Origin of the sequence: Cohnella rhizosphaerae, assembly GCF_029525575.1 — a bacterium.
Classification (GTDB): domain Bacteria; phylum Bacillota; class Bacilli; order Paenibacillales; family Paenibacillaceae; genus Cohnella; species Cohnella rhizosphaerae.
In genome coordinates, this window is the sequence record NZ_JAPDIA010000003.1 from 1,694,866 (window position 1) to 1,720,704 (window position 25,839).

A 25,839-nucleotide genomic window follows, 5' to 3' on the forward strand; every position below is an offset into this window, starting at 1 on the left:
CCTCAGAGAGCCGCTGCCGCGGCTCAAACCGCCTGCCCGCCGGCCGCGGTCTCCGCCGAGCGTGTGGACTCCCGCACGATCAGTTGCGGCTCGAGCATGCGCTTTTGCAGCGGCATATCGGGATCCCGCAGCTGTTCGAGGAGCAGCTCGCCGGCCGAGACGCCGAGCTGGAACGTGTCGATCTTGAGGCAAGTGAGCGGCGGCGTCGTATACGGCGACATCGGATAATCGTCGAAGGCCGCGATGCCGAGTCCGCCCGGCACGTCGACGCCGCGCTCGCGAGCCGCCTTAAGCAGGCCGAACGCGGCGTAGTTGCTCATGCAGACGACGGCGTCCGGGCGCTCGCCGACCGGCAGGTCCAGCATCCGAAGCCCCAGCGCGTAGCCCGTGTCCGTGTCCGCAAGGCCGCGCAATGCGGCTTCGTCCGGCGCGGGCAAGCCGGCCTCGGCGAGCATGCGGGCGAAGCCGCCGAAGCGCCGCACGAACAGCTTCTCGTCCCGTTCGCCGGCGAAAAAGGCAAGGCGCCGGTAGCCGCGCTCCAGCAAATGCGCTGCGAGCATGTGGCCTCCGGCTTCGTTGTCGAAGTCCACCCAACTAACCGGCGACTGCACCTCGCCGATCGAGATGAACGGGAAGCGGTGCGCCAGCAGCTCTTCGCAGAGCTGCTCGGTCAGCACCGAATTGTTGGCGATGAGGCCGTCCACCCGGCGGTTCAGAACGAGACGCTTCATGAAGTGCTGCTCGGGCCGGTCCGGCTGTTGAATGTTCGAGATCGTCAGCTCGTACTTGCGCTCGACGAGCGCGCTCTCGATGCCGCCTATTATATTGAAGAAAAAATGATCCAGGAACTCATGCTCCCTGGATAAGTCGATCAACAAGCCGATATTCCGGCTCGTCTGCTTGGCCAGCTGCGTAGCAAGACTGCTGGGCGTATAATTCATCTCTCGGATGATGCCCCAGATCCGGCTTTTCGTTTGGTCCGATACTTTCGGCGAATCGTTAATGACCTTGGATACGGTCGACTTGGCCACTTGGGCGGCGTCGGCGATATCCTGTATAGTCACTTTCCGCGAGGTTCCCTCCGGCAACGAAATCCCTCTCCCTCAACGATCATTGGTGGTGAAAAACCGGTTTCACCCATTATAGCACAGTGCTTCCCAACGCGACATATGCAAACGGCGCACGCGCTGCGCGTCGACAACATCCGCGCCGCGCCGGTTTGCCCCCGGGACCGCACGACCCAAGACAAGCGGTGCGCGGTTATGGTTTAATAGTAGAATCAAGTTCGGAACGCACAGACCGACGACATGGAGGATAACGGATGACTTTACGCTACCCCAGCCCAGTGCGCCGCGCCGCGCTCGCGCTGACGGCCGCATCGTTGCTGGCCGCGCTTGCGACCGGCTGCGGCGGCAAGGCCAAGCCCGCGCTGGCCCCGGTCGATACCGCGACGGCTTCGCAGTCTGCCTCGGCTTCGGCCGCGCCGACCGCATCCGCGGCCGATCCGACCGCCGCATTCCTCGCGCCGCTCACCGGACTGCCGACGGAGCAGGCCATCACCCGCAGGCCGCTCAGCGTCATGATCAACAACTTCAAGGCTGCGCGTCCCCAGTCCGGCCTGACGCATGCCGACACGGTATGGGAGATCCTCGCCGAGGGAGGCATCACGCGACTCGTCGCGATTTTCCAGAGCCAGACGTTCGACGATCCGATCGGTCCGATCCGCAGCATCCGACCTTATCTGATCGACATCGGCGAGACGTACGGCGGCGTCCTCGTTCACGCGGGAGCCAGCAACGACGCGCTCGCCATCCTGCAGCATTCGGGCAAGGCCGACATGGACGAGATCAACAACGCCGGCGCCTATTTTTACCGCAGCAAGGACCGCAAGGCGCCGCACAACCTTTATTCTACGCAAGACAAGCTGTATACGGGCGCACGGAAAATGAAGTACGACGAGACGGCGACCGTGCCGCTGGTACAGTTCGATCCGACGCCGGACGTGATCGGGGAGCCCGCGGCAACGCAGATCGAGCTCAAATTCCAATTGTCCGATTACAAGGTGTCCTATCGATACGATGCCGAGACGCATTTGTACGCCCGCTCGATCAACGGACAGCCGCATATCGACCTGAACAATTCCCGTCAGCTCACGGCCGCCAATCTCGTCGTCCTGTCGGCCAAGCATCGTACATACGACGATTACGGACGGCTGGAGATCGATCTGAACGGCGGCGGCGAAGCCGTCTTGTTCCAGGAAGGGCGCGCGATCGCGTGCGAGTGGAAGCGGGCTCCGGGCGACATCGTCCGCATCTACCGCGACGGCCGCGAGCTCAAGTTTCTGCCGGGCACGACCTATTATCATGTCGTTCCGACGGATGGCGGTTTCGCGAGCCACGTGACGTACGAATAAACGCATCAATCCGCAATCGCAGCCAGAAGAAGGGGCGTAAAGGATGAGGCTCAAGCTTCGCAGAGAGAGAACGGGCGGCAGCAGGACCTGGTTCGGCAAAATGCTGCTGTCTTACTTGCCGGCGTTTTTCATCCTGACTGCTTTTCTGTTTTTTTATTTTTTTCCAAATTCTGAACAGCCGCAACCAGGAAACCGCCCGCAAGACGAACGATTACGTGACCCGGCAGGCGCAGCTTGTCGTGGACGCCTCGCTGACGGCGATCGACCAGAAGATCACGCTGGAAATGCTGCGCAACCGCACCGTGCTGCGCTACTTCTCGGAGCCGACGGCCGCAGATCTGTCGCTGCAGGTCGACGTCATGAACGAGCTGGCGGAGCTCAAGATCGCCAACCCGCTCATTCATTCGATCTACATGGTCCGGGCCGACGACCGCATGGTTCTGAACATGAGCACGACCTATCCGCTCAATCGTTATCCGGACGCCGCCTTTATCGAATCGAGCCTGCACGCGCCGAACAGCAAATGGTCCGATCTCCGGCTATACAAGGAGCTCCCCCTCGGAGACGGGGACGCCGGTCGTGACGCTGACGCGGAGCGTGTCCATCTTCTCGGGCCGCTACGGGCTGATCGTCATTAACGTCAACGCGGCTTCCCTCCAGCAGCTTGTCAGGGACATGTACGATGCGTCGGTCACGCAGTTGCATCTGTACGACGGCGCGGGACAGGATTTGTTCCATACGGACCCCGCGGACGTCGCGCCGAAGGCCAGCAAGACGCTCGCGTCCGAGTCGGTGTCCGACTACACCGGCTGGCGTCTCGTCAGCGAGTGGAACGACGGCAAATGGATTACGTTCCTGCTGTCCCTCTTTAACGTCTGGCTGGTGCTGGGTTTGCTCGTCTGCGCGCTGGCGCTCGGCTGGATCGTGTGGATGACCCGTCAGAACTATCGTCCGATCCGCAATCTGGTCGCGCAGCTGGAGCGCTACTCGCCCGGCAGCGGTCCGGTTAAGGACGGCGACGAGCGCTACGGCGGAGAATTCAGATATATCCATTCGATGATGGAAAACATGATCGACCAGAACAGCCGGTTCCAGCTGCAGCTCCAGCAGGACCTGGAGGTGAAGCGGAACTTTTACCTGTACGGGCTGCTGGAGGGCATCCGACAGGTCGGGCCGGAGGAATGGGCGGCTACGGCGGACCAGCACGGCATGTATCCCGCGTTCGGCAAAGCGTTCGTCGTCGTCCTGGAGATCGACCGAAGCGCGGAATGGCGGCGGACGTACGGCCAGGAGGAACAGGACGGTTGGAAAAAGGCCGTTGAAGCGATCGTTGGCGGATTGACGGAGCAGGCCGCAGGGTGCCGGGTGTGGATGCTCTGGACGATGGCGAACCAGCTCGCGGTGATGCTCATGAGCGAAGGCGACGTACCGGACGAGGCGATGTCCGCGCTGATCGGGGAGTGGCATGCGCGCATCCGGGCCGACCTTCCGTTCGAGATGACGATCGGGCTGGGAGAGCCCGCAACGCGTCCGGAGAACATCCACGACGCTTATCAGGAAGCGCTCGCCGCGCTGCAATACAAGTCCATTGAAGGCAACAACCGGATTCTGAAGCATACGGGCGGACCGACCGGCCGGGGCGAGGTGTTCCGCCACCTGCAGCGGATCGACGGCATCGTCGACTTGCTGCGTCTGTCGGACGCAAAGTGGCGGGCGGAGTTCCGTTCGCTGATCCGGCAGATGGAGCTCGACCGGGCGTCGCGCGAGGATATCGGGCAGGTCATGAATTACTTGATCTTCAACCTCGGCCGGGCCGTGGAGGGCATGAGCGCCGAGTACCGGCGCCTGTGGAGCACGGACATCATGCCGGCGCTCGCGAAGACGCTGGCCGAGGTCGAGATGATGGGCGACATCGCGCACGCCTTTTTCGAGGCGCTCGAAGCGTTCGAGGAGCGGGTGGAGCAGTCGCGCGAATCGCGGAACCAGGGCGTGCTCATCAAGGAGGTCAAGGCGTACATCGAGTCCGACTTCGCGCGGCCCGAGCTGTCGCTGGACTATCTCAGCGACAAGTTCGGCATCAGCGGCAAGTATTTGAGCCGTTTGTTCAAGGAAGAGTTCGGCCTGAAGTTCGTCGACTTCCTGATCGACCTTCGCATCCGCCACGCCCAGCAGCTGCTGTCCGAGACGAGCCTGCCGGTCCAGGAGATCTCCGAGCGGATCGGCTACAGCAGTCCGATCTCGTTCGCCCGCACGTTCAAAAAAATCGTCGGCGTGCCGCCGATCGATTACCGCAAGGAAAAGCAGGGGTAAACGACCCGCTGCATATCGCAATCCGGTCACGCGTTCAAGCGCGGCCGGATTGTTTGTTTTTGTCCCTGGTGAACTTAAAAACGTTGATATGACGGAATTTTTTTGGCGTGGGGAAAAAAGTTGGCAGGTGGAATAAGGTTGGTTAAGGCGATAAAACGTATGCTTGGTTCATGTCATTAAACGTACCATCGTAATAACGCTTACGATGACATGAGATTGACCGTTTGGTTGGATCGGAGAAAATGGTTTGTTGTGCGGTCCGTGCGGCGATGATTTGATTAAGGCACGACTTGGCGGCACGTTGGGTCAGGTCGACATTCGATGCAAGAGGGAGAGGTCATCCGATGAAAAACAGATTCAAGAAAAGCCTCGCGCTGCTGACGGCGGCCGGCGCAGTCGGCACGGTCGTACTGGCGGGTTGCTCGAACGGAGGAGACGACGCTAATGCGGGGAGCAGCGGCTCGGCGGGAGCGGAGAAAGTCAAGCTTTCCTTCGAAACTTCCGTCTATGCGGAAGCGCCTCACAAGAAAGCGATCGACGCCCTGATCCAAAAGTACAACGAATCGAATCCCAACGTCGAGATCACGGTTCACGGCACGGACTACGAAAACTTCTGGGACAAGCTGACCACCGAGATCATCGCGGGCACGCAGGGAGATATCGTTCAAGTCTATCCCGAGAACATCGCGACCTACAACGCGCTGCAGGGGGAAAAGGGCGCCTTCTTGAATCTGGACGACCGCATCAAAGGAACGGAGCTGGAGACGGACCTCGTCGGCCAGGAGCTTAGCAAGGTAAACGGCTCTTATTATGCGTTATCCGATTACGCTTGGGGCACGACCGGTATCTTCTACCGCAAGTCGCTGTTCCAAAAGGCCGGCATCGATCCCGCTTCGATCAAGACGCTGGAGGACTTCAAACAGGCCGCGATCAAGCTGGGCGTCGATACGGACGGGGACGGCACGGTCGATCAATACGGATTTTCGAGCGTCGTAGGCTCTCACCCGTTCGTCGCATCCGAGTGGTATCGGCTCGTCGCGCGGCCGGTGTCTAACGGCATCTTCTTCGGCGACGGCGAATCCGGCCCGTATACGGCCGACCGGATCAACGTCAACTCGCCGGCCAATGTGTGGGCGGCCGAATGGTGGCAGGACCTCATCGACAATCCGCAGGCGACGCCGCCGGGCACGCGGGACAAGAAGGTCAGCCGCGAGATGTTCTGGAACGGCCAGGCCGCGATGATGATGGACGGCCCATGGTTCATCGGCATGACAAGAGAGCGCGACGCGGCGTTGATGGACGATCTTGGCCTGATGCCGCAGCCTTCCGTCGAATACGAGGGCCAGACGTACAAGCCGAACCCGCATAATTATCCGCTCGTCGCCATGATCTCCGCGAACAGCAAGCATCCGGACGAGGCTTGGGACTTCCTGAAGTGGATGGCTTCCGCGGAAGCGCAGGAGATCGTCTCGCAATCCGGCATGATTCCGAGCAGCAAAGCCTATGCCGGCACGGACGCATACGCTCAGGCGAATCCGCTTGCCGCGCAGTTTTTCGACTTCCAGCAGAACGTATACGCGCCGGCCGTCATGGATCCGCCGATCCCCGAGCTCGGCACGCTGAACCAGACGCTGATCAACTACGCGCAAAATATGTTCGTCGCCAAGCAAGACGCGAAGTCTTCGCTCGACAAGGCGGCGGAAGAGATGAAAAAAGCGATGAATTAATTCGTCAGGCCGGTCCGGCGGCTCGCGCCGCTGGATTCGAAGCCTGCGAGGAGGAAGGAAATGAACAACGACAACGCGCTTCCCGGACAGCCCTCCTTGACGACGCAGCAGGCAGAACCGGCCGGCAGGACGCGCTTCTGGCGCTCCGAGTGGCGGAGGCTGAAGCAGAACAGGGCCGCCTATTTGTTTATCGCGCCGCTTGCGCTGGCGGTCGGACTCGTGCTGCTGTATCCGATTCTGAAGGCGGCGCTGATGAGCTTTCAATACTGGAAGGTCGCGAAGCCGATCGCGGACGGGCATCCGTTCGTCGGATTCGATAATTACGCGGCGGTTATGGATTCCGGCTATTTCTGGCAGTCGCTCGGCATTACGTTCCTGTACATTTTCGTCACGGTCGTCCTGCGCTTTGTACTGGGCATCGGGACCGCCGTACTGCTTAACACGCCGTTCAAGGGCCGCGGACTCGTCCGGGCGCTCGTCATCATCCCGTGGGCGGTCCCCGAGGTTGTCACCTGTCTGGTCTTCATCCTCATGTTCGACTATCAATTCGGCGTCGTTAACGACGTGTTGATCAAAATGAACATTCTGTCGAACCCTCTGGCCTTCCTGGGCGAATCCGACACGGCGCTGTGGTCCGCGATGATCGTCAACGTGTGGAAGGGCTTCCCGTTCGCCGCCATCATGCTGCTGGCCGGTCTGCAGGGCATCCCGAAGGATCACTACGAAGCGGCGAGCATCGACGGGGCCTCGGCCTGGAAGCAGTTCACGAGCGTGACGCTGCCGGCGCTGAAGCCCGTATCCGTCATCGTGTTCCTGCTGCTCGTCATCTGGACGGTCAAGGACTTCGGCATCGTATACGTGCTGACGGGCGGCGGACCGAGCCGCGCCACGGAGCTGCTGACGATTTTCATTTACCGGGCCGGCTTTAAGTCGTTCGACTTCGGTCTCGCGGCCGCGGCAGGCATGTTCCTGCTGCTGATCTCAGTCGTCTTCACCGTGCTCTACATGAAGGCCACGAAGGCGGGTGAATCGGCGTGAAAAAAAGAAACATGCCTATCGTCTATATCGCCGCCGTCCTGATCTCTTTGTTTGCGATCGCGCCGTTCGTCTGGATGATCCTGACCTCGCTTAAGCCGCAGGCCGAGATCTACAGCAAGCCGCTGCAGTATTTGCCGCAGCATCTGAACGCCGAGGGCTACAAAGGGATGCTGAACGCGAAGGCCGATCCGAACGTGAACTTCATCTCCTGGTTCAAAAATACGGCGATCGTCTCGCTGCTCACGACGGCGCTGTCGCTGATCGTGTCGGCGCTGGGCGGCTATGCGATGTCGCGCTTCCAGTTCCGCGGCCGCATGAGCATCGGCTATATCATCCTGCTGACGCAGATGCTGCCGGGCTCGCTGCTCATCATCCCGCTGTACCTCATCATGAAGGATTACCACCTGCTGAACTCCTACTTCGGCCTCGTGATCGCGTATTCGACGATTGCGGTTCCGTTTTGCACGTGGATGCTCAAGGGCTACTTCGACAGCGTAGCGACGGCCATCGACGAGGCTGCCTCGATCGACGGCGCCGGGCGCTGGACGACGTTCGTCCGGGTCATTCTGCCGCTGACGCTGCCGGGACTCGTGGTGACGGCCGTCTTCTCCTTCCTGACGAGCTGGAACGAATTCATGTTCGCGCAGACGTTCCTCAGCGACTACGACAAGTGGACGCTCTCGGTCGGCATCGCCAGCTTCCAGGGGCAATACGTCGTCAACTGGGACTATCTGATGGCCGGCTCCGTCATGACGACGCTGCCGATCGTCATCGCGTTCTGGCTGCTGCAGAAGCATCTCGTCAGCGGCATGACGGCGGGCGCGGTCAAGTAATACAGGTACTACAGGCATCCGCGGCAATTATTCTACGTTTTTCTAAGAGGAGCTATCGGCTATGGAAAAGGGAAAAATCAGATTCGGCATCGTCGGCATGGGTATCCGGGGCAGCTTGTTCGCGGACACGCTGCTGCAAAATCCGCACGCCGAGCTCGTCGCCGTCAGCGACGCCTTCGCCGCTACGCTGGAGAAGAGCAAGGCGCGCTACAACGTTCCCGGCTATGCCGACGTCCGCGAGATGATCGCCGGGGAGCAGCTGGATGCGCTCGTCATCGCGACGCCGGACTTCCTCCACAAGGAGCCGGTCATGCTGGCGGCGGCGCACGGGCTTCACTTCATGGTCGAAAAGCCGTTCTCGACTTCTGTCGAGGAAGCCGAGGAAATGCGGGAGGCGGTCGACCGCGCCGGCGTGACCTGTATGGTGGCGTTCGAGAACCGCTGGAACACGCCGTTCGTTGCGGTCAAGGAAGCGGTCGAGCGCGGCGAGATCGGCGACATTCTTACGATCAATGCGCGACTTAACGATACGATCTTCGTTCCCACGCAGATGCTCAAGTGGTCGAAGGGCTCGTCGCCGGGCTGGTTCCTGCTGCCGCACGCGACGGATATCGCGCTGTGGCTGAAAAAGACCGCGACGCCGGTCAGCGTCTACGCCGTCGGCACGAAGAAAAAGCTCGTCGGCATGGGCATCGACACGTACGATTCGATCCAGTCGGTCGTCAGCTTCGACGACGGCACGCACGCGACGTTCACCACCAGCTGGGTGCTGCCCGAGTCGATGCCGCTGATCTACGACTTCAAGTACGAGATCATCGGGGACGACGGCGCGCTGTACGTGGATCTGTCCGATCAAATGGTGCGCAAGGCCGGGGGCGTCTACAGCCATATGCATACGCTCGGCACGCCGATCAACGGCCAATTCACCTCCGCGCCGAGCTATATGCTGAACGCGTTCGTCGACCATGTCCGTCTCGGCACGAAGCCGGAGTCCGGCGCGGCCGCGGGCCTGCTCAACACGAAGCTGGTGCATGCCATCCACCGGTCCGTCCTGAGCGGGGCGGTCGAGCGGATCTGACGCCGTGCGGCCGGAAGATGTACATGGCGGCCGCCTCGTCGCCTGGCTGGGACGGCCGGGCGTCCTGATCGAGAACGGCCGGCTGCAGGCGACGATCGTCCCGACCCTGGGTAGCCGCGTCGTCTCGCTCCGCTGCAAGGCATCGGGCGTGGAGCTGCTGCGAACGCCGGCGTCAGTTATGGCGTATGAGTCCGCGCCGATGCTGTACGGTATCCCGGTGCTGTTTCCGCCCAACCGTATTGCCGGCGGCGCGTTCGAATTTGGAGGCAGAGCCTACCGGCTCGACGTCAACGATCCGGCGACCGGCTCCCACGCGCACGGCTTCGTGCACGACAAGGCGTGGGAAGTTGTTTCTTGCGGCAAGGATGAAGAGCGCGCAAGACTGGTCACGGCGTTCGATTCCGCGCTTCATCCGTCGGTGACCGCGCAATTTCCGCATCGCTTCCGTCTCGTCATGCGGGTCGAGCTGCTGGAGAACGCGCTCGTTCAGCGGATCGACGTGCACAACGAGAGCGATGCCGCGATGCCTTGGGGGGCTTGGGTATCACACGGCCTTCAACCTCCCGCTGGGCGCGAATTCATCGTCGGCGTCCTGTACGTTCGCGGCGCCGGTAGGCCGCCGTTGGCAGCTGGATGCGCGCTTCCTGCCGACGGGCGAGATGGTGGAGGACGCGCGGGGCGTGCAGCTTCGACAGGGGATGCCACTCGATGGCGTCGCCTTGGACGACGTCTTCGAGGCCGCCGGCGAAGGCGCCAACGAAGCGGTGCTGACCGATCCGGAAGCCCGCATTCGCGTGCGCTATCGCGCGGAACGCGCCTTTGGCGCCTGGGTGCTGCACAATGGCGACGGCCGGCGGCGCTTCGTTTGCCCCGAGCCGTATACGTGCGTGACCAACGCGTTTAATCTGGCGCTGCCGCCGGATGCGACGGGCATGCGGGTGCTCGCGCCTTACGCGTCCGCATCGCTGGCTTGCAGCATCGCCGTGGAGCCGTGCGAGGCGGAACAATCGTAATGTAGCGGAAGCGGGAATCCCCCGGCGATACGGCAGGCCGTATTGCCGGGGATTTGCCGTCTATCGGAGTAACGGAGAAGTCACAACTTACACTGCTGACTCGATGGCGGCAGAGGGTAGCGGACTCAGAAGTCGCTATTTCGCAAAAAAAAGGTCCATTTGCAATCGTATCGGACTGGAGGAACCTTATCGACTCGAGCCAAGGCGAAAACGGGCCGGCAATTTCGGAATAAGGGCTCCTGAGTCCGCAAACGGGCCGCGAATTCGAAATAACCAAAAATAAGGGCTCCTGAGTCCGAAGCTAGCCGCGATAACGCAATGACCAAAAATAAAGTCGTCACTATCCGTTTCTGAGCGCCAACGCGCAAAAGAAAGGGAGGGCGGGCGGCTTTTTCTCATTTACCGCAAACAAGCGAATCGGGAATGGACACTTTGTCGATTTATGCGATAAAATGAATCCACTTCCTTTAATTTTGCATTCAGTCCTTTCGGCGCGAAAGAAGTGAGGACACGATGAGCCTGCAGCAAGCTCTCATACCGCTATTTACGCATCTTCTTCCGCTTGCGCTATTCATTTGCATGGGGCTCGACGTGCTGATCCGCAATCCGAAAAAAAACGGAGCACCGGCTGATCAGCGTCCTGACGCTGTGCTATTCTTCGCTATTCCTGGAGGAGTACGTCCGCCAACTGCTTCCGATCTCGTACAGCCCCGCGCTGGCCGCCTTGTGGTTCAGCAATACGGGGATTCTGATACCCGGGCTTGGGTTTCATTTTATCGCCAAGCTGACGGGGATGGACGAGCGGATGCCGCGCTATTTGTACCCTTACGTTTTTTATTTGCCGGCGCTGTTCCCGCTGTTCTCGATCTTCGGCGCGCAGGAGATGATCTCGGCCCAGCGCTTCGCGGAGATCGGGATGTGGAAGCAGCCGGTTTACAACGCTTCGTACTATGCCGCGCTGGTCGTCAGTACCTCCGTCAGTCTGCTGTATCTGTTTCCGCTGCTGAAGGCCAGGATCCGCGCGGCCTCGGCAGAAATGAAGTCCCTGTATACACTTACCGTTTGGGGCGTCGTCGTGACGGCGCTTTGGATCGTCGCGTTCGGGCTCTTCAAATACGGTTCGTTTATGCCGCCATACCCTTATATTTATTGCGGGCTTTTATGGTGCTTCGTATTGAGATTGACGATGCGGCGCCACGATTTCCTGAACTTCGCGGACAAGCGCTACGAGAAGCTGTTCCACCTCAATCCGGCCGCCATCCTGCTGCTGGACCGGTCGGGCGCGGTCCGCGAAGCGAATCCCGCCGCGGAGCAGCTGATCGGCGACATGTGCGAGGATCGCGAGGCGTTCTATTCGCTGGTGAAGGGCGTCGTCCGCGAGCGGGTGCGCGCTGCCCGCGAGATCAAGGACTACGAAGCGACCGTGCAAGGGGCGAGCAGGCGTCTCGACGTGCTGCTGGACGGCGATTTCATCACGGTGGACAACGAACCGCACATCATCCTGATCGTGCGGGACGTGACGGCGCAGCGGGAGTACCAGGAGGAGATCAGGTATCTCGCTTATCACGATCCGCTGACGCGGCTGCCCAACCGCAGGTATTTTTACGAGCGACTGGAATCGACGGTGGCCGAAGCGAAGCGGCAGGACAGTCTGGTCGGCATTGTTCTGATCGACCTGGATTACTTCAAGGATATCAACGACAAGTACGGTCACAAAGCAGGCGACGAGGCGCTGCTTCATACGTCGAGGCTGCTGCGGGAGGCGGTCGCGGAACGGGGGGCTGGCGGCGAGACTCGGCGGCGACGAATTCGTGCTGCTTCTCCCCGGGCTGACGTCGGGCGAGGCGCTCGAAGAGACGATCCGGCTTCTGCGCGCGTCCGTCGACGCCAGCCGGCTCATCTGCGAAGGCCAGGAGATCCCCATCGCGATGAGCATCGGCGCAAGCCTCTATCCGCAGGACGGCATGGACGGCGACGCGTTGATGCACGGCGCGGACAAGGCGATGTACGCGGTGAAGCGGCGCAGCCGCAACGATTACGGGCTGGCGGGGCGGCAGTAGGCGGCTTTGTATAAAATCAGCGGCGATTTGCGGACCGTGAGCCTCGCTTTCGGCGTGCCGGCGTCTTTCGGAGGTTTGGCGGGCCCAAAAACTGCATATACGCATGTATTTTCTGCCGACCCGCGACACTTGGTGAAATGCCTGCAAATGTGCAGGCAAAGTTAAAGTACAAGCCGGAAGTTTGGCCTCTGAAGGGAAATAAATGTATTTTTGCATCTTTTTTTGCCCGAAAGGGTCGATTCCGGCGAAAATAGATGTAGATTTGCAGGCATTGCGGCGAAAGAACGACGCGGGCGACGATCGGCAAACGACCGGCCAAACGAACTGCCAAACGAACTGCCAAACGACCGGCCAAACGACTGGCCAAACGAACTGCCAAACGACCGGCCAAACGAACTGCCAACGACCCACCAACGATCGGCCGCCCCACCGCGGTTCAGCTTGGCGAATAAAGGCGCCGCAGACAAGGCATGATAAATGCCTGTTGACAACCGCTTGCCGGCCGGCCTATAATTACCGATAACTTCATAAGCCAAATGTGTTGATTAGAACCAGTAGATGTGAAGTCGCCTTTCAGAGAGCCGTTGGTCGGTGCGAAACGGCAGCGCGAGTCACGTTGAACTCCTCTATGAACAGTTGCCTGATATGTAGGGTAAACCGGGATTCCGCCGTTACAAGGATAGATGGTGTTGGCCATCGAACGAGATTGTTTCCGCATGCCGGGAACGAATTAGAGTGGTACCGCGGGTTAAACCCCGTCTCTATAACAGAGACGGGGTTTTTTGTCGTTTAAATTCCGGGTTTAAACGAGCCTGCTTCACATAGATTCACCCATCAAACGCCAATAAGGGGGATTTCCCATGAGCCGCAAAATTATCGTATTGGACACGACGTTGAGGGACGGGGAGCAGGTGCCGGGAGCCAAGTTGAACGCCGTGCAGAAGGTCGAATTCGCCCGCCAACTGGAACGCTTGAAGGTCGATATCGTCGAAGCGGGATTTCCCGCATCGTCCCGCGGAGACTTCGAGTCCGTGCAAGCCGTCACCCGCGCGGTCGGACGCCAGATGTCGGTGACCGCGCTGGCGCGCGCCGTCAAGAGCGACATCGACGCCGTCTACGAGAGCATCAAGGAAGCGGACCAGCCGCTTATTCATATCGTGCTCGGCACGTCGAACATTCACGTCGAGAAAAAGTTCAACCGTTCGAAAGACGCGGTCATGGAAATGGGCGTCGAAGCCGTAAAGTACGCCAAGTCGCTGCTGCCGCACGTGCAGTATTCGACCGAGGACGCGTCGCGATCCGATTTCGACTATTTATGGCGCACGATCGAGGCGGTCGTCAAGGCCGGCGCGACGATGATCAACGTGCCGGACACGGTCGGCTACGCGGAGCCGCATGAATTCGGCGAGCTGATCCGGCGCATCAACGAGCGGCTCAAAAACCTCGACGAGCGCGTCATTCTGAGCGTTCATTGCCACAACGATCTGGGCCTCGCGACGGCGAACACGCTGAGCGCGATCCGGGGCGGCGCGGACAAGGTCGAAGTCACCGTGAACGGTCTGGGCGAGCGCGCCGGCAATACGTCACTCGAAGAAGTCGTCATGGCGCTGAAGGTCCGGGAGGCGCTGTTCGGGTGCTCCACCGGCATCCGCACGACGGAGCTGCTCCCGACGTCCAGGCTGCTGACGCACCTGACGGGTCTCGACGTGCAGGTCAACAAGGCGATTACAGGCGAAAACGCATTTGCCCACTCCTCCGGCATCCACCAGGACGGCCTGCTCAAAGATAAGCGCGTGTATGAAATTATGTCTCCGGAGGAGGTCGGGGCCGAGAGCATGGAGCTTGTGCTGACGGCGCGGTCCGGCCGGCACGCGTTCAAGCACGCCGCTGCGCGCATGGGCTTCGAGCCGAAGGACGACGCCGACTTCGAGGCGCTCTTCGAGAAGTTCCTGGCGCTCGCCGACGCGCGCAAGGAAGTGTACGATCACGACGTGTTCGCGCTCGTGAACGGGCATCGCGAAGCGCAGCCGAAGGACGAAGCGGTCGCCGCGCGGCTGTTCGAGCTGGAGTCGTTCCAGGTCGTCACGAACGAGCTGTGTCCGACCGCCACGGTCAAGCTGCGCCGAGGCGCGGAGACGCTCAAGGGCAGCGCGGTCGGCGACGGTCCGATCGACGCGCTGTTCGGCGTCATCCGGGAGCTCGCGGGCTTCGAGGTGCGGCTGAAGCACTATAAGATCAACAGCCTCTCCAGAGGGGAAGAAGCGGTCGGCCGGGTGAACATCCAGCTCGAATACGACGGCAAGACGTACGCCGGGCGCGCGATGGACACCGATATTATCAAGGCGAGCGCGCTGGCGTTCCTGAACGGCATCAACGCCATCGTGCTCGATTCGGCGCCGGGCGAGGAAGCGGTAGTGGCGATCGGCTAGGGGAGGGCAATTGGGCAGTCGCGTAGGTCGTCCGGAGGGACGCGCGGCTGTCCGTTTTGTTTTATATGCCAGTGGGGCGGGCGGATAGGGTGCTGTAGGGGAAAAAAGTTTCTCTACAGGCTCGCGGGACGGTCAAAATGGTGCTGTAAGGGCAAAAAGTTACTCTACAGGCTCGCGAGACGGACTAAATGGTGTTGTAAGGGCAAAAAGTTACTCTACAGGCTCACGAGACGGTCAAAATGGTGCTGTAAGGGCAAAAAGTTACTCTAGAGGCTCGCGGGACCGTCAAAATGGTGCTGTAAGGGCAAAAAGTTACTCTACAGGCTCACGAGACGGTCAAAATGGTACTGTAAGGGCAAAAAGTTACTCTAGAGGCTCGCGAGACGGACTAAATGGTGCTGTAGGCGCAAAAAGTTACTCTACAGGCTCGCGAGACGGACAAAATAGTGTGATGAACGATTGTGGAATAAAATTCCAGTACGTCCGAGAGAATACGAGCGGGCGGATTTTTGTTAGGTTAAGCACTTAAACCCCGCTCCGCACCCGCCGCCGGTACGCCGAGGGCGTCTGGCCCGTCAGCTTCTTGAACGATTTGGAAAAGTAGAGCGGGTCGCTGTACCCGACGGACAGGGCGACCTCTTCGACGGAGAGCGGCTCGGCGAGCAGCGAGCTGGCGCGCTCGATGCGCAGCTGCTGCAGGTAGGCGACGGGCGTCATTCCCGTCTCCCGTTTGAACAGCTTCGTCAGATGCGTGCGGTGGTAGCCGAGCTCGGCGGCCATCCGCGCGATCGTGACGGAGGGGTCGGACTGCTGTGCCTGCAGCCAGCGCGCGGCCCGGTCCGCCTCGACGGCGGCGAGGCTGCGCGGCTCGACGCCGGCAGCCGGTCCGGCGGGGCGGTTCGCCCTGGCCCAAGCCGCGAACGCGAGCCGCAGCCAGCCCTCCCCTTCCCATTCGGCGGTCCAGCTTTTTTTGGCGAACGCGCCGTCCACCGCCCGCATCGCGCGCAGCGCTTCTTCGCTGCCGCCCCGCACGATGGGATGCAGCGCGTCGACGCCCGCCGCGGCGAGCCAGCGCTCGGCATCGGGACCGTGGAAGGCGATCCAGCGGTACCGCCACGGCCGTTCCTTATCCGACTCGTAGACGTACATCTCGCCCGGAAAAATGACGAAGCTGTCGCCTTCCCCGAGGTCGTAGTGCCTGTCGCGGCATCTGTACCATCCTTTGCCCTCTGCGACCGTATGGATGAGGAAGTGGTCCAGCTTCTGCGGTCCCATCCGATGCTCAGGTTCGGTCTGCGAGTGCCCCGCGAACAGAACGGACAATGTCGCGGAAGCGCGGGGATTCGGATGCACGGACGTGCGGCTGAACGGATTGGACATGATGATTACCCTCCACATGATAGACTACATTATTCCATAAGTTGAACGTATTGTTCCATATTCCCGGAAGCGCTTTTTATTTATTATAAATCGCAGATAGGCTTAATTCTACCGGGAATCAGGGAGGCTATTTTCTTATGTCCAAGATCACGTTCCTCGGAGCGGGCAGTACGGTATTCGTCAAAAATGTACTGGGCGACAGCATGCTCGTGCCCTCGCTCCAAGGCTTTGAGCTGGCATTGTTCGATATCAATCCGGAGCGGCTGAAGGAATCCGAGAGCATGCTTCGCAACATCCAGGCTTCGAACGGCAGCAAGTGCCGAATCGTCGCTTATTCCGATCGCAAGGAAGCGCTGCGCGGCGCCAAATACGTCGTCAATGCCATTCAGGTCGGCGGCTACGATCCTTGCACGATCACCGACTTCGAGGTGCCGAAGAAGTACGGACTTCGCCAGACGATCGCGGACACGCTGGGCATCGGCGGCATCTTCCGCAATCTGCGCACGATTCCGGTCATGATGGACTTCGCCCGCGACATCCGCGAGGTTTGTCCGGACGCCTGGTTCCTGAATTATACGAATCCGATGGCCGTGCTGACCAACGTCATGAATACGCATGGCGGCGTAAAAACGGTCGGCCTGTGCCATAGCGTGCAGGTGTGCGTGGATCACTTGTTCGACGGACTCGGCATGGAGAAGGAAGGCGTGCGTTCGCGTATCGCGGGCATCAACCATATGGCCTGGCTGCTCGAGGTGACCAAAGACGGCGTCGACTTGTATCCGGAGATCAAGCGCCGCGCGGCCGAAAAGCAAAAGGAAAAGCATCACGACATGGTCCGCTACGAGCTGATGCTGAAGTTCGGCTACTATGTCACGGAATCGAGCGAGCACAACGCCGAGTACCACCCGTATTTCATCAAGAAAAACTACCCGGAGCTGATCGAGCGCTTCAACATTCCGCTGGACGAGTATCCGCGCCGCTGCATCGAACAGATCAAGGGCTGGCAAGAGATGCGCGACAGCATCGTGAACAACGCGACGCTGACGCACGAACGCTCGCACGAATACGCCTCCTACATCTTCGATGCGATGGAGACGAACGTGCCGTTCAAGATCGGCGGCAACGTCATGAACACCGGCCTGATCACCAACCTGCCGAAGGAAGCTTGCGTCGAGGTGCCGTGCCTGGTGGACGCTTCGGGCGTGACGCCGACGTACGTGGGGGGATCTGCCGCCGCAGCTCGCCGCGCTCAACCGGACGAACATCAACACCCAACTGCTCACCATCGAAGCTGCGGTGACGGGCAAGAAGGAGCACATTTACCACGCCGCGCTGCTTGATCCGCACACGTCCGCCGAACTGTCGATGGACGACATCGTCTCGCTGTGCGACGATCTGATCGAAGCGCACGGCGACTGGCTGCCGAAGTTCCGTTGATTTTTGCGCGATAGCGCAAGACAAAAACAGGCCCTTGCGAATGCGCAAGGGCCTGTTTGCCGCGTGACGGCCTTTAGTGATCGGCGATGATCTCGCCGAGCTGCATGTAGTAATTGCCGAAGGAGTCGGCGCTCAGCTTGGTCGCGTACATCCGGAAGTAGCGGGCAGATACCAGGGTGCTGAATGGGAAGACTTGCGTCGTGCTTTGCGGATTGTAGTAATCCACGTAGTCATGACCGACGATATCGGTCCAGTTCGTACCGTCGAGACTCGATTGGAGCTTAAAATTGACCGGGAAGCCGGCGTCCGGACGCGGACGGACGCGAAGGCCGCTCCAGCTCTGCACGCTGCCCGTATCGATCGATGCCCACTCCGTGGCGGCCGCGGACGTGTGACCGGCGCTCGACCAGTACGTGTTGTTCTGTCCGTCCGCTACCTTGGCGGTCTCCCAGCCGGCGATCGAGGAAGAGGAAGCCGGCGTGCGCGGCGGCAGCGTGTCGGGCCTCATGTCGGCGATCTGCATATAGTAATTGCCGTAATCGTCCGCGCCCAGCTTGGTCGCGTACATGCGGACATATCGGGCATTGACGCCGCTGCCGAATTTAAACGTCTGCGTCGCGGAGCCTGGATTGGCATATCCGGTATACGAAGCGCCCGCGATGTCCGTCCACGTCGTGCCGTCGACGCTCGACTGGAACTTGAAGTCGACGGGGAAAGCCACGCCGGATATGCGAGGCGTCACCTTGACCGCTCCAATCTGTCTCGCTGCGCCCATATCGATGGCGAGCCATTCCGTGGAGGCGGCCGCGCTATGAGCGCTGCTCGACCATACCGTCGTCTGGATGTCGTCCAATACCTTGGCGCCATCCCAGCCCGCGATTGCGGACGACTGCGAGGTGCCGTACGGAATCTCCTCGATCTTCACGTCTCCCAGCTGAAGCTGAAAGCCCCAAGGCTGATTCTCGTCGTGACCCAGCTCGGTCGCATAGATGCGCACGTACCTGCCGTAGAGCGGTTCGTTAAAATCGTATACGTTGCGGGCCGGCGACTCGATCCGATACTGCCGGATATCGTAGTCCGCATTCACCCAGGTTGCGTTGTCCGTGCTCACCTGAATGTTGAACTTGCTTGGATAAGAGAGCTCGTTGGGCTGTCGCGGCGTCAGCGTGACGCGCTGGACCATGCGCGCGGCGCCGGTATCGACCGTGACCCATTCCGTGCTTGCGTTGCTCGAGTGGCCCGCGCTCGACCAGGTCGTGTTCGGATCCGCGTCGATCGCCTTCGAAGCTTCCCAGCCGGCGATCTGGCTGGATACGGTCACGCCGCTGCGCGGGCTGGCCGTCAAGGCGAGCGGCGTGGCGCTGACCTGCTGCGCGTTGCCGCTGTCTCCGCTCGCATTGCTTGCGACGACCGTGAAGTAGTAAGGCGTGCCGTTCGTCAGACCGGTGACGGTATACGGGCTTGCGGTTATGCCGGTTAGCGTCGACGTATAACTGCCGCTGGCGGTTCCGTATTTGACTTTGTACGTCTCTCCCGCAACGCCGGACGTGCGGAAGTGAAGCGTCGCCTGACCGTTGCCGGCGATTGCGGCTTTAATGATCGGCACCGCGGGCAGCGCGCTGTCGGTCAGCGAGATCGGATTCATCGCGGTATACCAATAGGCCCACACAGTGCCGTAGGCGTACGCGATCCGGTTGTTTTTCGACGTATCGAATTGTCCGAGCTCGTTGCCGGTGATGCCCGCGTTGTGGGCCGCGACGCTGATAAAGTTCTTAGGCAGGGTGGCCGGCTTGTACGTGATGCCGTCCGCCGATTCGTACAGCTTGATGAAAGCGAAAGGACCGAACCTTCTGGCTGTGCCGATCGCGATAAATTTGTTCATCGAGGGGACGTACTTATGATCGGTGGAATCGTCTCCGTCCAAGTCCCGGTTGATGGCGACGCCTTGATACGTCATGCTGCCCGGCCAGTTGGCGTTGGTCGTCGAGGCCGTGCGCACGCGCGTCTGATTGACCGGCTTGCCGGTGGACGGATCGCGGCTGAGCCAGGTGTAGTAGATGTAAAGCGTGGAATCCTTGACGACGAAGCTAGGCTCGCCGGCGCCGTACGTGTCGATCGGCGCGTCGTCGAAGACGATGAACGGCTGCGGGGACGCGCCGCCCCAGCCGCTGCCGTTCCACTTTTCCCATGGTCCGGTAACGCTTGCGGACCGCGCGACATAGATGTCGTTGTCGGTTCCGTTTCCGTTTTCCGTGGACGTATAGCCCATGTAGTAGTAGCCGCCGAACTTGACGACGCCGGGATCGCATACCGAGTAGGCGTCGCGCGCGCCGGCTGTCGGCTGTAGGGCAATGGACTCGCTGCCCCAGGTCGCGCCGTTGTCGGGAGAGCGCTTGTAGCGAATGTAGTCCCAGGCGCCGGCCGCGCCGGGGGCGCAGGTCCACATGTCGATGCTGTTGTCCGCGTTCAGGATCATCGACGGTCCGTACCGGTAGGAGCCGCCTGTAGACGGGTCGAACACGTTCCAGCCGGCCGACGTCGAGCCGCTCACGACCGCGAACGCATTGGTTGGAAAGGCGATCGCCAGCAGCAACAGCAGCGCCAGTCCACGCAGGCTTGCTTTTCTTTTCATCAATTCAATCCCTCCTTGTAATCGCTTTCGCCGAGATCATAACTAAAAAAAAAGTAAATCGTCAATAAATATTTAATTGATGTTTAATTAAACAAAATATAGAACGTCAAATTGTTCAAGAGACGGCTCGGTGTTAAAATGGGGAGAAAAGCGCGCGTATGGCTAAAATAAGAGGTGTTCCGACATTGAAGGTGACGATCAGGGACGTGGCGCAGGCAGCGGGCGTCGCGCCGGCGACCGTGTCCAATTACTTGAACGACAGCGCGCCGGTCAGCGAAGCGGCCCGAAAAAAAATCGGCGATGCGATCGCCCGCTTGAATTATCGGCCGACCGTCCGGAGCGTCGTCCCGTCCAGGAACGCGATGGAGATCGCGCTGTTCGTGCCGGAGGCGTTCGAGGATAAGGATCGAATGTACCTCGACGAGACGTTTCTCGATTTATTGAGAGGGGTCGGCGAGCAGCTGCGCCAGTCGGGCAGCCGTCTGACGCTGCTGTGGCACAAGCAGCTGCCCGACATCGAGCGCGAGATTATCGGTTCGGGCGCGATCGGCGGCGTTATTTACCCGAGCCCGCATGTGGACGATCCGATTCCGGGCTTGCTGCTGGACAACGACGTTCCGCTCGTGACGCTCGGGGAGCTGTCCAACCGGACCGATTATCATTCGGTCGACATGGACAACATCGCCGGCGCGCAGATGGCGACCCGGCATCTGATCGAGCTCGGACACACGGACATCGCCTTTATCGCGCCGTGCCCGCTCGATACGATGCTGAGCTTCTACCGGCTCACCGGTTACCAGCGTGCGATGACGCTTAGCGGTCTGCCCCTGCGCCCGAGTACGTGCGGGTCGGCGATTTCAGCGCGGAGACCGGCTACCGGATCGCCGCGGAGCTGCTCGCGCTGCCGCATCCGCCCACGGCGATCGTGGCCGGCCGGGACATGCTGGCGCTTGGCGCGATCGCCGCGGCGAGGCAGGCGGGACTTGGGACGCCGGGGCAGCTGGCCGTCACCGGCTTCGACAATACGACGCTCGCGGAGCATCACGGCATTACGAGCGTGAAGGCGCCGCTGTACGACATCGGCGCGGAGGCGACCAAGCTGCTGCTGGAGATCGTCGCGGACAAGCGCTCGCCGGCGCGCAAGCTCGTCATCCCGACCCAGCTCGTCGTCCGCGCATCGAGCGATCCGGCGTCGCGCGACACAGGGCTGCGGTTTTATTGAGCGCGTGGTCTCACCTGGCGATATAGAGCTTAGCGGCAAAAGATCCTTTGTTCGCTTCAAAAAAAATTCGGCGCGGGCGCTTAGCGGAAGAAAGTTCCGCTATTCGCAACGTAGCCGCCAAGGGGCAGTGGCTTAGCGGAAGAAAGTTCCGCTATTCGCACCATAGCCACCCTGGCGCAGTGGCTTAGCGGAAGAAAGTTCCGCTATTCGCACCATAGCCAACCCGGCGCAGTGGCTTAGCGGAAGAAAGTTCCGCTATTCGCACCATAGCCAACCCGGCGCAGTGGCTTAGCGGAAGAAAGTTCCGCTATTCGCACCATAGCCGCCTCGGCGCAGTGGCTTAGCGGAAGAAAGTTCCGCTATTCGCACCATAGCCAACCCGGCGCAGTGGCTTAGCGGAAGAAAGTTCCGCTATTCGCAACGTAGCCAACCCGGCGCAGTGGCTTAGCGGAAGAAAGTTCCGCTATTCGCAACGTAGCCACCCTGGCGCAGTGGCTTAGCGGCAAAAAGTTCCGCTATTCGCACCATAGCCAACCCGGCGCAGTGGCTTAGCGGCAAAAAGTTCCGCTATTCGCACTGTAGCCGCCAAGGGGCAGTGGCTTAGCGGAAGAAAGTTCCGCTATTCGCCCCATAGCCGCCAAGGGGCAGTGGCTTAGCGGAAGAAATTTCCGCTAATCGCACCATAGCCAACCCCGCGCAGTGGCTTAGCGGAAGAAATTTCCGCTAATCGCACCATAGCCAACCCGGCGCAGTGGCCTAGCGGCAAAAAGTTCCGCTATTCGCAACGTAGCCAACCCGGCGCAGTGGCTTAGCGGCAAAAAGTTCCGCTATTCGCACCATAGCTCCCGTCGCAAGCGCTTAGCGGCTGCAAAAGCCGCTATCGTCTCCGCCTGGCCACACACGGGAGGGCTTAGCGGCAAACCCTGCCGCTATCGCCCCGCAGGCCCGCTACACAGGCGAAATAGCGGCAAACCCTGCCGCTATTACCTCGCAGGCCCGCTAAGCCCTGTGCAGAAACTCATCTTTTCGCTTGCTTTTATATAGGGTGGGGGAGTATAATTGCTACAAGAGAAGGGGGCTGCGATCATGAGCGATACCGTTAATCCCGAAGCCTACAAGCCGCTCTTGCACGGCGACGAGGCCGAGTCCTGCCACCACGAGGGCGGAGAGCGCAAAAGCCACCACTCGGACAAGGTCAAGAGCAGTCTGATCAGCAGGCTGAATCGCATCGAAGGCCAAGTGAGGGGCATTAAAGGCCTGATCGAGCGGGATACTTATTGCGACGACGTGCTGAATCAGATCGCGTCCGTGCAATCGGCGTTGAACGGCGTGGGCAAGCTGCTGCTCGAGCATCATCTCAAGAGCTGCGTCGTCGAGCGGATTCAGGAGGGCGACACGGACGTGCTGGCCGAGTTGATGACGACGATGAACAAGCTTATTAAGTAAAGAGCGCTTTAATGAATCAATCAGCCAAATTAACCATCCGCGGCGGATACGCCGTTTTCTTATGGACAAATTTATAGGGTTGGGGGGTATTGTACACAATGAAGTCGAACTCGAAAGATACGGAGCAGGCGACCTTGGCGATAACGGGGATGACCTGCGCAGCTTGCGCGAACCGCATCGAGAAAGGCCTCGGCAAACTTGAAGGCGTCGACGCGGCCAACGTCAACTTCGCAATGGAAACGGCGAGTGTCAGCTACGACCCGTCGCGCGTCGGCATCGGCGCCATGGAGGAGACGATCCGCAAGCTGGGCTACGATACCGCGATGAAGACGGTGGACTTCTCGATCGAAGGCATGACCTGCGCCGCCTGCGCAGCACGGATCGAAAAGGGTCTCGGCAAGCTGCCGGGCGTCAGTGCCGCGTCCGTCAATCTGGCGCTGGAAACGGCCCGGGTCGAATATGCATCGGGCGCGGTGTCGGTAGCCGACATGCAGCATAAGGTAGAGCAGCTTGGTTATAAGGCGACGCCAAAGCGCGACGAAACGGAAGACGCCGGAGCGGATCGCCGCGCAGCCGAACGCAGCCGCCAACTTCGCAAATTGCTGCTATCCGCCATCCTATCGCTCCCCCCTGCTCTGGAGCATGGTCGGCCATTTTACTTTTACCGACTGGATCTACGTGTCGGAGCTGTTCATGAATCCCTGGTTTCAGTTGGCGCTGGCGACGCCCGTACAGTTTTATATCGGCCGCGCCTTCTACGTCGGCGCCTACAAAGCGCTGCGCAACGGTAGCGCGAACATGGACGTCCTCGTCTCGCTCGGCACCTCCGCCGCTTATTTTTACAGTTTGTACCTGACGATCGACTGGGCGTCCGCCGGAATGGGTGTGCACCACGCGCCGCCGATGTACTATGAGACGAGCGCGATCCTGATCACGCTGGTGCTGCTGGGAAAATGGTTCGAGCGATTGGCCAAAGGCCGCACGTCCGAGGCGATCAAATCGCTGATGGGCCTTCAGGCGAAAACGGCGCTTGTCCTAAGAGACGGCGCGGAGCTCGCGATCCCTGTGGAAGAAGTCGTGCGCGGCGATATCTTACTGGTCCGCCCGGGCGAGAAAGTACCTGTCGACGGCGAAGTCATCGAGGGAGAGTCTGCCGTCGACGAATCGATGCTGACGGGGGAGAGCTTGCCGGTCGGCAAAAAGGCGGGCGACGCCGTCATCGGCGCGACGGTCAACAAAAACGGACGGCTCCGAATCCGCGCAACCAAGGTCGGCAAGGACTCGGCGCTCGCGCAGATCGTCAAGGTCGTCGAGGAAGCGCAAGGCTCCAAGGCGCCGATTCAACGCGTGGCGGACGCGATATCCGGCATCTTCGTGCCGATCGTGGTCGGCATCGCGGCCCTGGCGTTTCTCGTCTGGTATTTCTTCGTGCAGCCCTGGGACTTCGCGGGAGCGCTGGAGAAGGCGATCGCGATCCTGGTTATCGCGTGTCCTTGCGCGCTCGGCCTGGCGACGCCGACTTCGATCATGGCGGGTTCGGGCCGGGCCGCCGAATTCGGCATCCTGTTCAAGGGCGGCGAGCATCTGGAGTTGACGCAGGGCATCGATACGGTCGTGCTGGATAAAACGGGTACCGTCACGAGGGGCAAGCCGGAATTGACGGATGTCATCGTCGCAGACGAAACAGCGGAAGCTGAGGCATTCCTGAGCGAAGGGGATAAGGTTCGCAAGGCGGCAAAACGCCTTAACGAAAGGCAAGGGGACGGACCTGCGGCGACGTCCGTGCTGAGCGAAGGGGATAAGGCCTCCCAACTGCTGCGGCTCGTCGGCGCTGCTGAGAAAAACTCCGAGCATCCGCTTGCTGAAGCGATCGTAGCGGGCATTCGCGAGCGGGGCATCGCGCTGCCGGATGCCGAATCGTTCGAGGCGCTGCCCGGTTACGGCGTGCGTGCGGCCGTGGAGGGCAGGCAGGTGCTGGTCGGCACGCGCCGTCTTCTGGAGCGGGAGGGCGCGGCGATCGGAACGGCGGCTTCGGAGACGATGACGCGGCTCGAGGGAGCGGGAAAGACGGCGATGCTCGCGGCGGTCGACGGCTCTTACGCCGGTATCGTAGCGGTAGCGGACACGGTGAAGGATACTTCCGCCGCGGCGATCGGCCGTCTGCGGGCGATGGGGATCGAGGTCGTCATGATCACGGGGGGACAACGCGCGCACGGCTGCGACGATCGCGGCCCAGGTCGGCATCTCCCGCGTGCTGGCGGAGGTGCTGCCGGAGGGCAAGGCGGCAGAGGTGAAAAAGCTGCAGGCAGCGGGCCGAAAGGTCGCGATGGTCGGCGACGGCATCAACGACGCGCCGGCGCTCGCGACAGCCGACGTCGGCATGGCGGTGGGGACGGGAACGGACGTCGCGATGGAGGCAGCGGACGTCACGCTCATGCGGGGCGATCTCGCAAGCATCCCCGACGCGATCGAGATGAGCCGGCTCACGATGCGCAACATCCGTCAAAACCTGTTCTGGGCGCTCGGCTACAATACAATCGGCATCCCCGTCGCGGCGATCGGACTGCTGGCTCCGTGGGTCGCCGGCGCGGCGATGGCGCTCAGCTCGGTGTCCGTCGTGCTGAACGCGCTGCGGCTGCAGCGGGCGAAGCTGCGTCCCTGACGCCGCCTCCGCCGATAACCCCTGAACCATTATCCTTAACGTACGACGAAGCGTTGTCCGGAGGCCGGCAGATCCTCGGCATTGAGGCAAAACGCAAAAGGGATGAAGCAGAGCGCGGCTCTGCCTCATCCCTTTTTTTAGCGCTATGGGGCCGATCGA

The 25,839-nt window shown here is 60.8% G+C and carries 15 protein-coding genes, 4 pseudogenes and 1 other annotated feature; of the genes and pseudogenes, 16 read left to right on the top strand and 3 right to left on the bottom strand.

Features of this window, described 5'->3' with window-relative positions; all coding sequences use genetic code 11:
- Positions 1-23 precede the first annotated feature (23 nt).
- Entirely contained in the window at positions 24-1,064 is a 1,041-nt protein-coding gene (locus OMP40_RS13265; RefSeq protein WP_277531902.1) for a LacI family DNA-binding transcriptional regulator, read from the bottom strand.
- A gap of 257 nt (positions 1,065-1,321) precedes the next feature.
- Between OMP40_RS13265 and OMP40_RS13270 the strand changes: the two genes are divergently transcribed.
- From OMP40_RS13270 to OMP40_RS13320, 11 genes and pseudogenes are all read left to right on the top strand, one after another.
- On the top strand, positions 1,322-2,413 hold the full coding sequence (locus OMP40_RS13270) for a DUF3048 domain-containing protein (RefSeq protein ID WP_277531903.1): 1,092 nt from the start codon (positions 1,322-1,324) through the stop codon (positions 2,411-2,413).
- Between the two features lie 215 nt (positions 2,414-2,628).
- On the top strand, positions 2,629-3,051 hold the full coding sequence (locus tag OMP40_RS13275) for a hypothetical protein (protein ID WP_277531904.1): 423 nt from the start codon (positions 2,629-2,631) through the stop codon (positions 3,049-3,051).
- A complete protein-coding gene (locus OMP40_RS13280; protein WP_277531906.1) occupies positions 2,993-4,723 on the top strand; it encodes a helix-turn-helix domain-containing protein in 1,731 nt (576 codons plus the stop codon). The genes OMP40_RS13275 and OMP40_RS13280 overlap by 59 nt, the downstream gene beginning before the upstream one ends.
- Before the next feature lie 344 nt (positions 4,724-5,067).
- Positions 5,068-6,450, top strand: a complete 1,383-nt coding sequence (locus tag OMP40_RS13285; RefSeq protein ID WP_277531907.1) for an ABC transporter substrate-binding protein — start codon at positions 5,068-5,070, stop codon at positions 6,448-6,450.
- Positions 6,451-6,510: 60 nt separating this feature from the next.
- Positions 6,511-7,488, top strand: coding sequence for a carbohydrate ABC transporter permease (locus tag OMP40_RS13290; RefSeq protein ID WP_277531908.1), 978 nt, complete (start codon positions 6,511-6,513; stop codon positions 7,486-7,488).
- Positions 7,485-8,321, top strand: coding sequence for a carbohydrate ABC transporter permease (locus tag OMP40_RS13295; RefSeq protein WP_277531909.1), 837 nt, complete (start codon positions 7,485-7,487; stop codon positions 8,319-8,321). Before OMP40_RS13290 ends, OMP40_RS13295 begins: the two co-directional genes overlap by 4 nt.
- A gap of 61 nt (positions 8,322-8,382) precedes the next feature.
- Positions 8,383-9,399, top strand: coding sequence for a Gfo/Idh/MocA family protein (locus OMP40_RS13300; protein ID WP_277531910.1), 1,017 nt, complete (start codon positions 8,383-8,385; stop codon positions 9,397-9,399).
- 4 nt (positions 9,400-9,403) lie between these two features.
- Positions 9,404-9,910 (top strand): annotated as a pseudogene (locus tag OMP40_RS13305) (aldose epimerase family protein); the annotation flags it as partial.
- Between the two features lie 4 nt (positions 9,911-9,914).
- Entirely contained in the window at positions 9,915-10,412 is a 498-nt protein-coding gene (locus OMP40_RS13310; protein ID WP_277531911.1) for an aldose 1-epimerase, read from the top strand.
- A gap of 724 nt (positions 10,413-11,136) precedes the next feature.
- Positions 11,137-12,486, top strand: a complete 1,350-nt coding sequence (locus tag OMP40_RS43090) for a GGDEF domain-containing protein (RefSeq protein WP_277531912.1) — start codon at positions 11,137-11,139, stop codon at positions 12,484-12,486.
- 518 nt (positions 12,487-13,004) lie between these two features.
- Positions 13,005-13,238 (top strand) — a binding site (T-box leader).
- A 94-nt stretch (positions 13,239-13,332) separates the two neighbouring features.
- Entirely contained in the window at positions 13,333-14,901 is a 1,569-nt protein-coding gene (locus OMP40_RS13320; RefSeq protein WP_277531913.1) for a 2-isopropylmalate synthase, read from the top strand.
- Positions 14,902-15,426: 525 nt separating this feature from the next.
- On the opposite strand, the gene OMP40_RS13325 is transcribed toward OMP40_RS13320, so the two are convergent.
- Positions 15,427-16,281, bottom strand: a complete 855-nt coding sequence (locus OMP40_RS13325) for a helix-turn-helix domain-containing protein (protein WP_277531914.1) — start codon at positions 16,279-16,281, stop codon at positions 15,427-15,429.
- 137 nt (positions 16,282-16,418) lie between these two features.
- On the opposite strand from OMP40_RS13325, the pseudogene melA reads away from it, so the two are divergent.
- Positions 16,419-17,718: pseudogene (gene melA / locus OMP40_RS13330) on the top strand (alpha-galactosidase).
- A gap of 73 nt (positions 17,719-17,791) precedes the next feature.
- Here melA and OMP40_RS13335 read toward each other — a convergent pair.
- Positions 17,792-20,350: a discoidin domain-containing protein gene (locus tag OMP40_RS13335; protein WP_277533170.1), complete on the bottom strand. Its 2,559-nt coding sequence runs from the start codon at positions 20,348-20,350 to the stop codon at positions 17,792-17,794.
- Positions 20,351-20,508: 158 nt separating this feature from the next.
- Between OMP40_RS13335 and OMP40_RS13340 the strand changes: the two are divergent.
- The 4 genes and pseudogenes from OMP40_RS13340 to OMP40_RS13355 form a co-directional block, all read left to right on the top strand.
- Positions 20,509-21,171: pseudogene (locus OMP40_RS13340) on the top strand (LacI family DNA-binding transcriptional regulator); the annotation flags it as partial.
- 20 nt (positions 21,172-21,191) lie between these two features.
- Entirely contained in the window at positions 21,192-21,572 is a 381-nt protein-coding gene (locus OMP40_RS13345; RefSeq protein ID WP_277531915.1) for a substrate-binding domain-containing protein, read from the top strand.
- A 1,086-nt stretch (positions 21,573-22,658) separates the two neighbouring features.
- A complete protein-coding gene (locus OMP40_RS13350; RefSeq protein ID WP_277531917.1) occupies positions 22,659-23,018 on the top strand; it encodes a metal-sensitive transcriptional regulator in 360 nt (119 codons plus the stop codon).
- Positions 23,019-23,116: 98 nt separating this feature from the next.
- Positions 23,117-25,680: pseudogene (locus tag OMP40_RS13355) on the top strand (heavy metal translocating P-type ATPase).
- The last annotated feature ends 159 nt before the right edge of the window (positions 25,681-25,839 follow it).

Excerpts from the sequence above, each read along its gene's own strand:
- OMP40_RS13300 (WP_277531910.1), top strand. The coding sequence starts at position 8,383 with ATGGAAAAGGGAAAAATCAGATTCGGCATCGTCGGCATGGGTATCCGG.
- OMP40_RS13290 (WP_277531908.1), top strand. The coding sequence starts at position 6,511 with ATGAACAACGACAACGCGCTTCCCGGACAGCCCTCCTTGACGACGCAG.
- OMP40_RS13320 (WP_277531913.1), top strand. The coding sequence starts at position 13,333 with ATGAGCCGCAAAATTATCGTATTGGACACGACGTTGAGGGACGGGGAG.
- OMP40_RS13325 (WP_277531914.1), bottom strand. The coding sequence starts at position 16,281 with ATGTCCAATCCGTTCAGCCGCACGTCCGTGCATCCGAATCCCCGCGCT.
- OMP40_RS13270 (WP_277531903.1), top strand. The coding sequence starts at position 1,322 with ATGACTTTACGCTACCCCAGCCCAGTGCGCCGCGCCGCGCTCGCGCTG.
- OMP40_RS13310 (WP_277531911.1), top strand. The coding sequence starts at position 9,915 with ATGCCGCGATGCCTTGGGGGGCTTGGGTATCACACGGCCTTCAACCTC.
- OMP40_RS13350 (WP_277531917.1), top strand. The coding sequence starts at position 22,659 with ATGAGCGATACCGTTAATCCCGAAGCCTACAAGCCGCTCTTGCACGGC.
- OMP40_RS13335 (WP_277533170.1), bottom strand. The coding sequence starts at position 20,350 with ATGAAAAGAAAAGCAAGCCTGCGTGGACTGGCGCTGCTGTTGCTGCTG.
- OMP40_RS13285 (WP_277531907.1), top strand. The coding sequence starts at position 5,068 with ATGAAAAACAGATTCAAGAAAAGCCTCGCGCTGCTGACGGCGGCCGGC.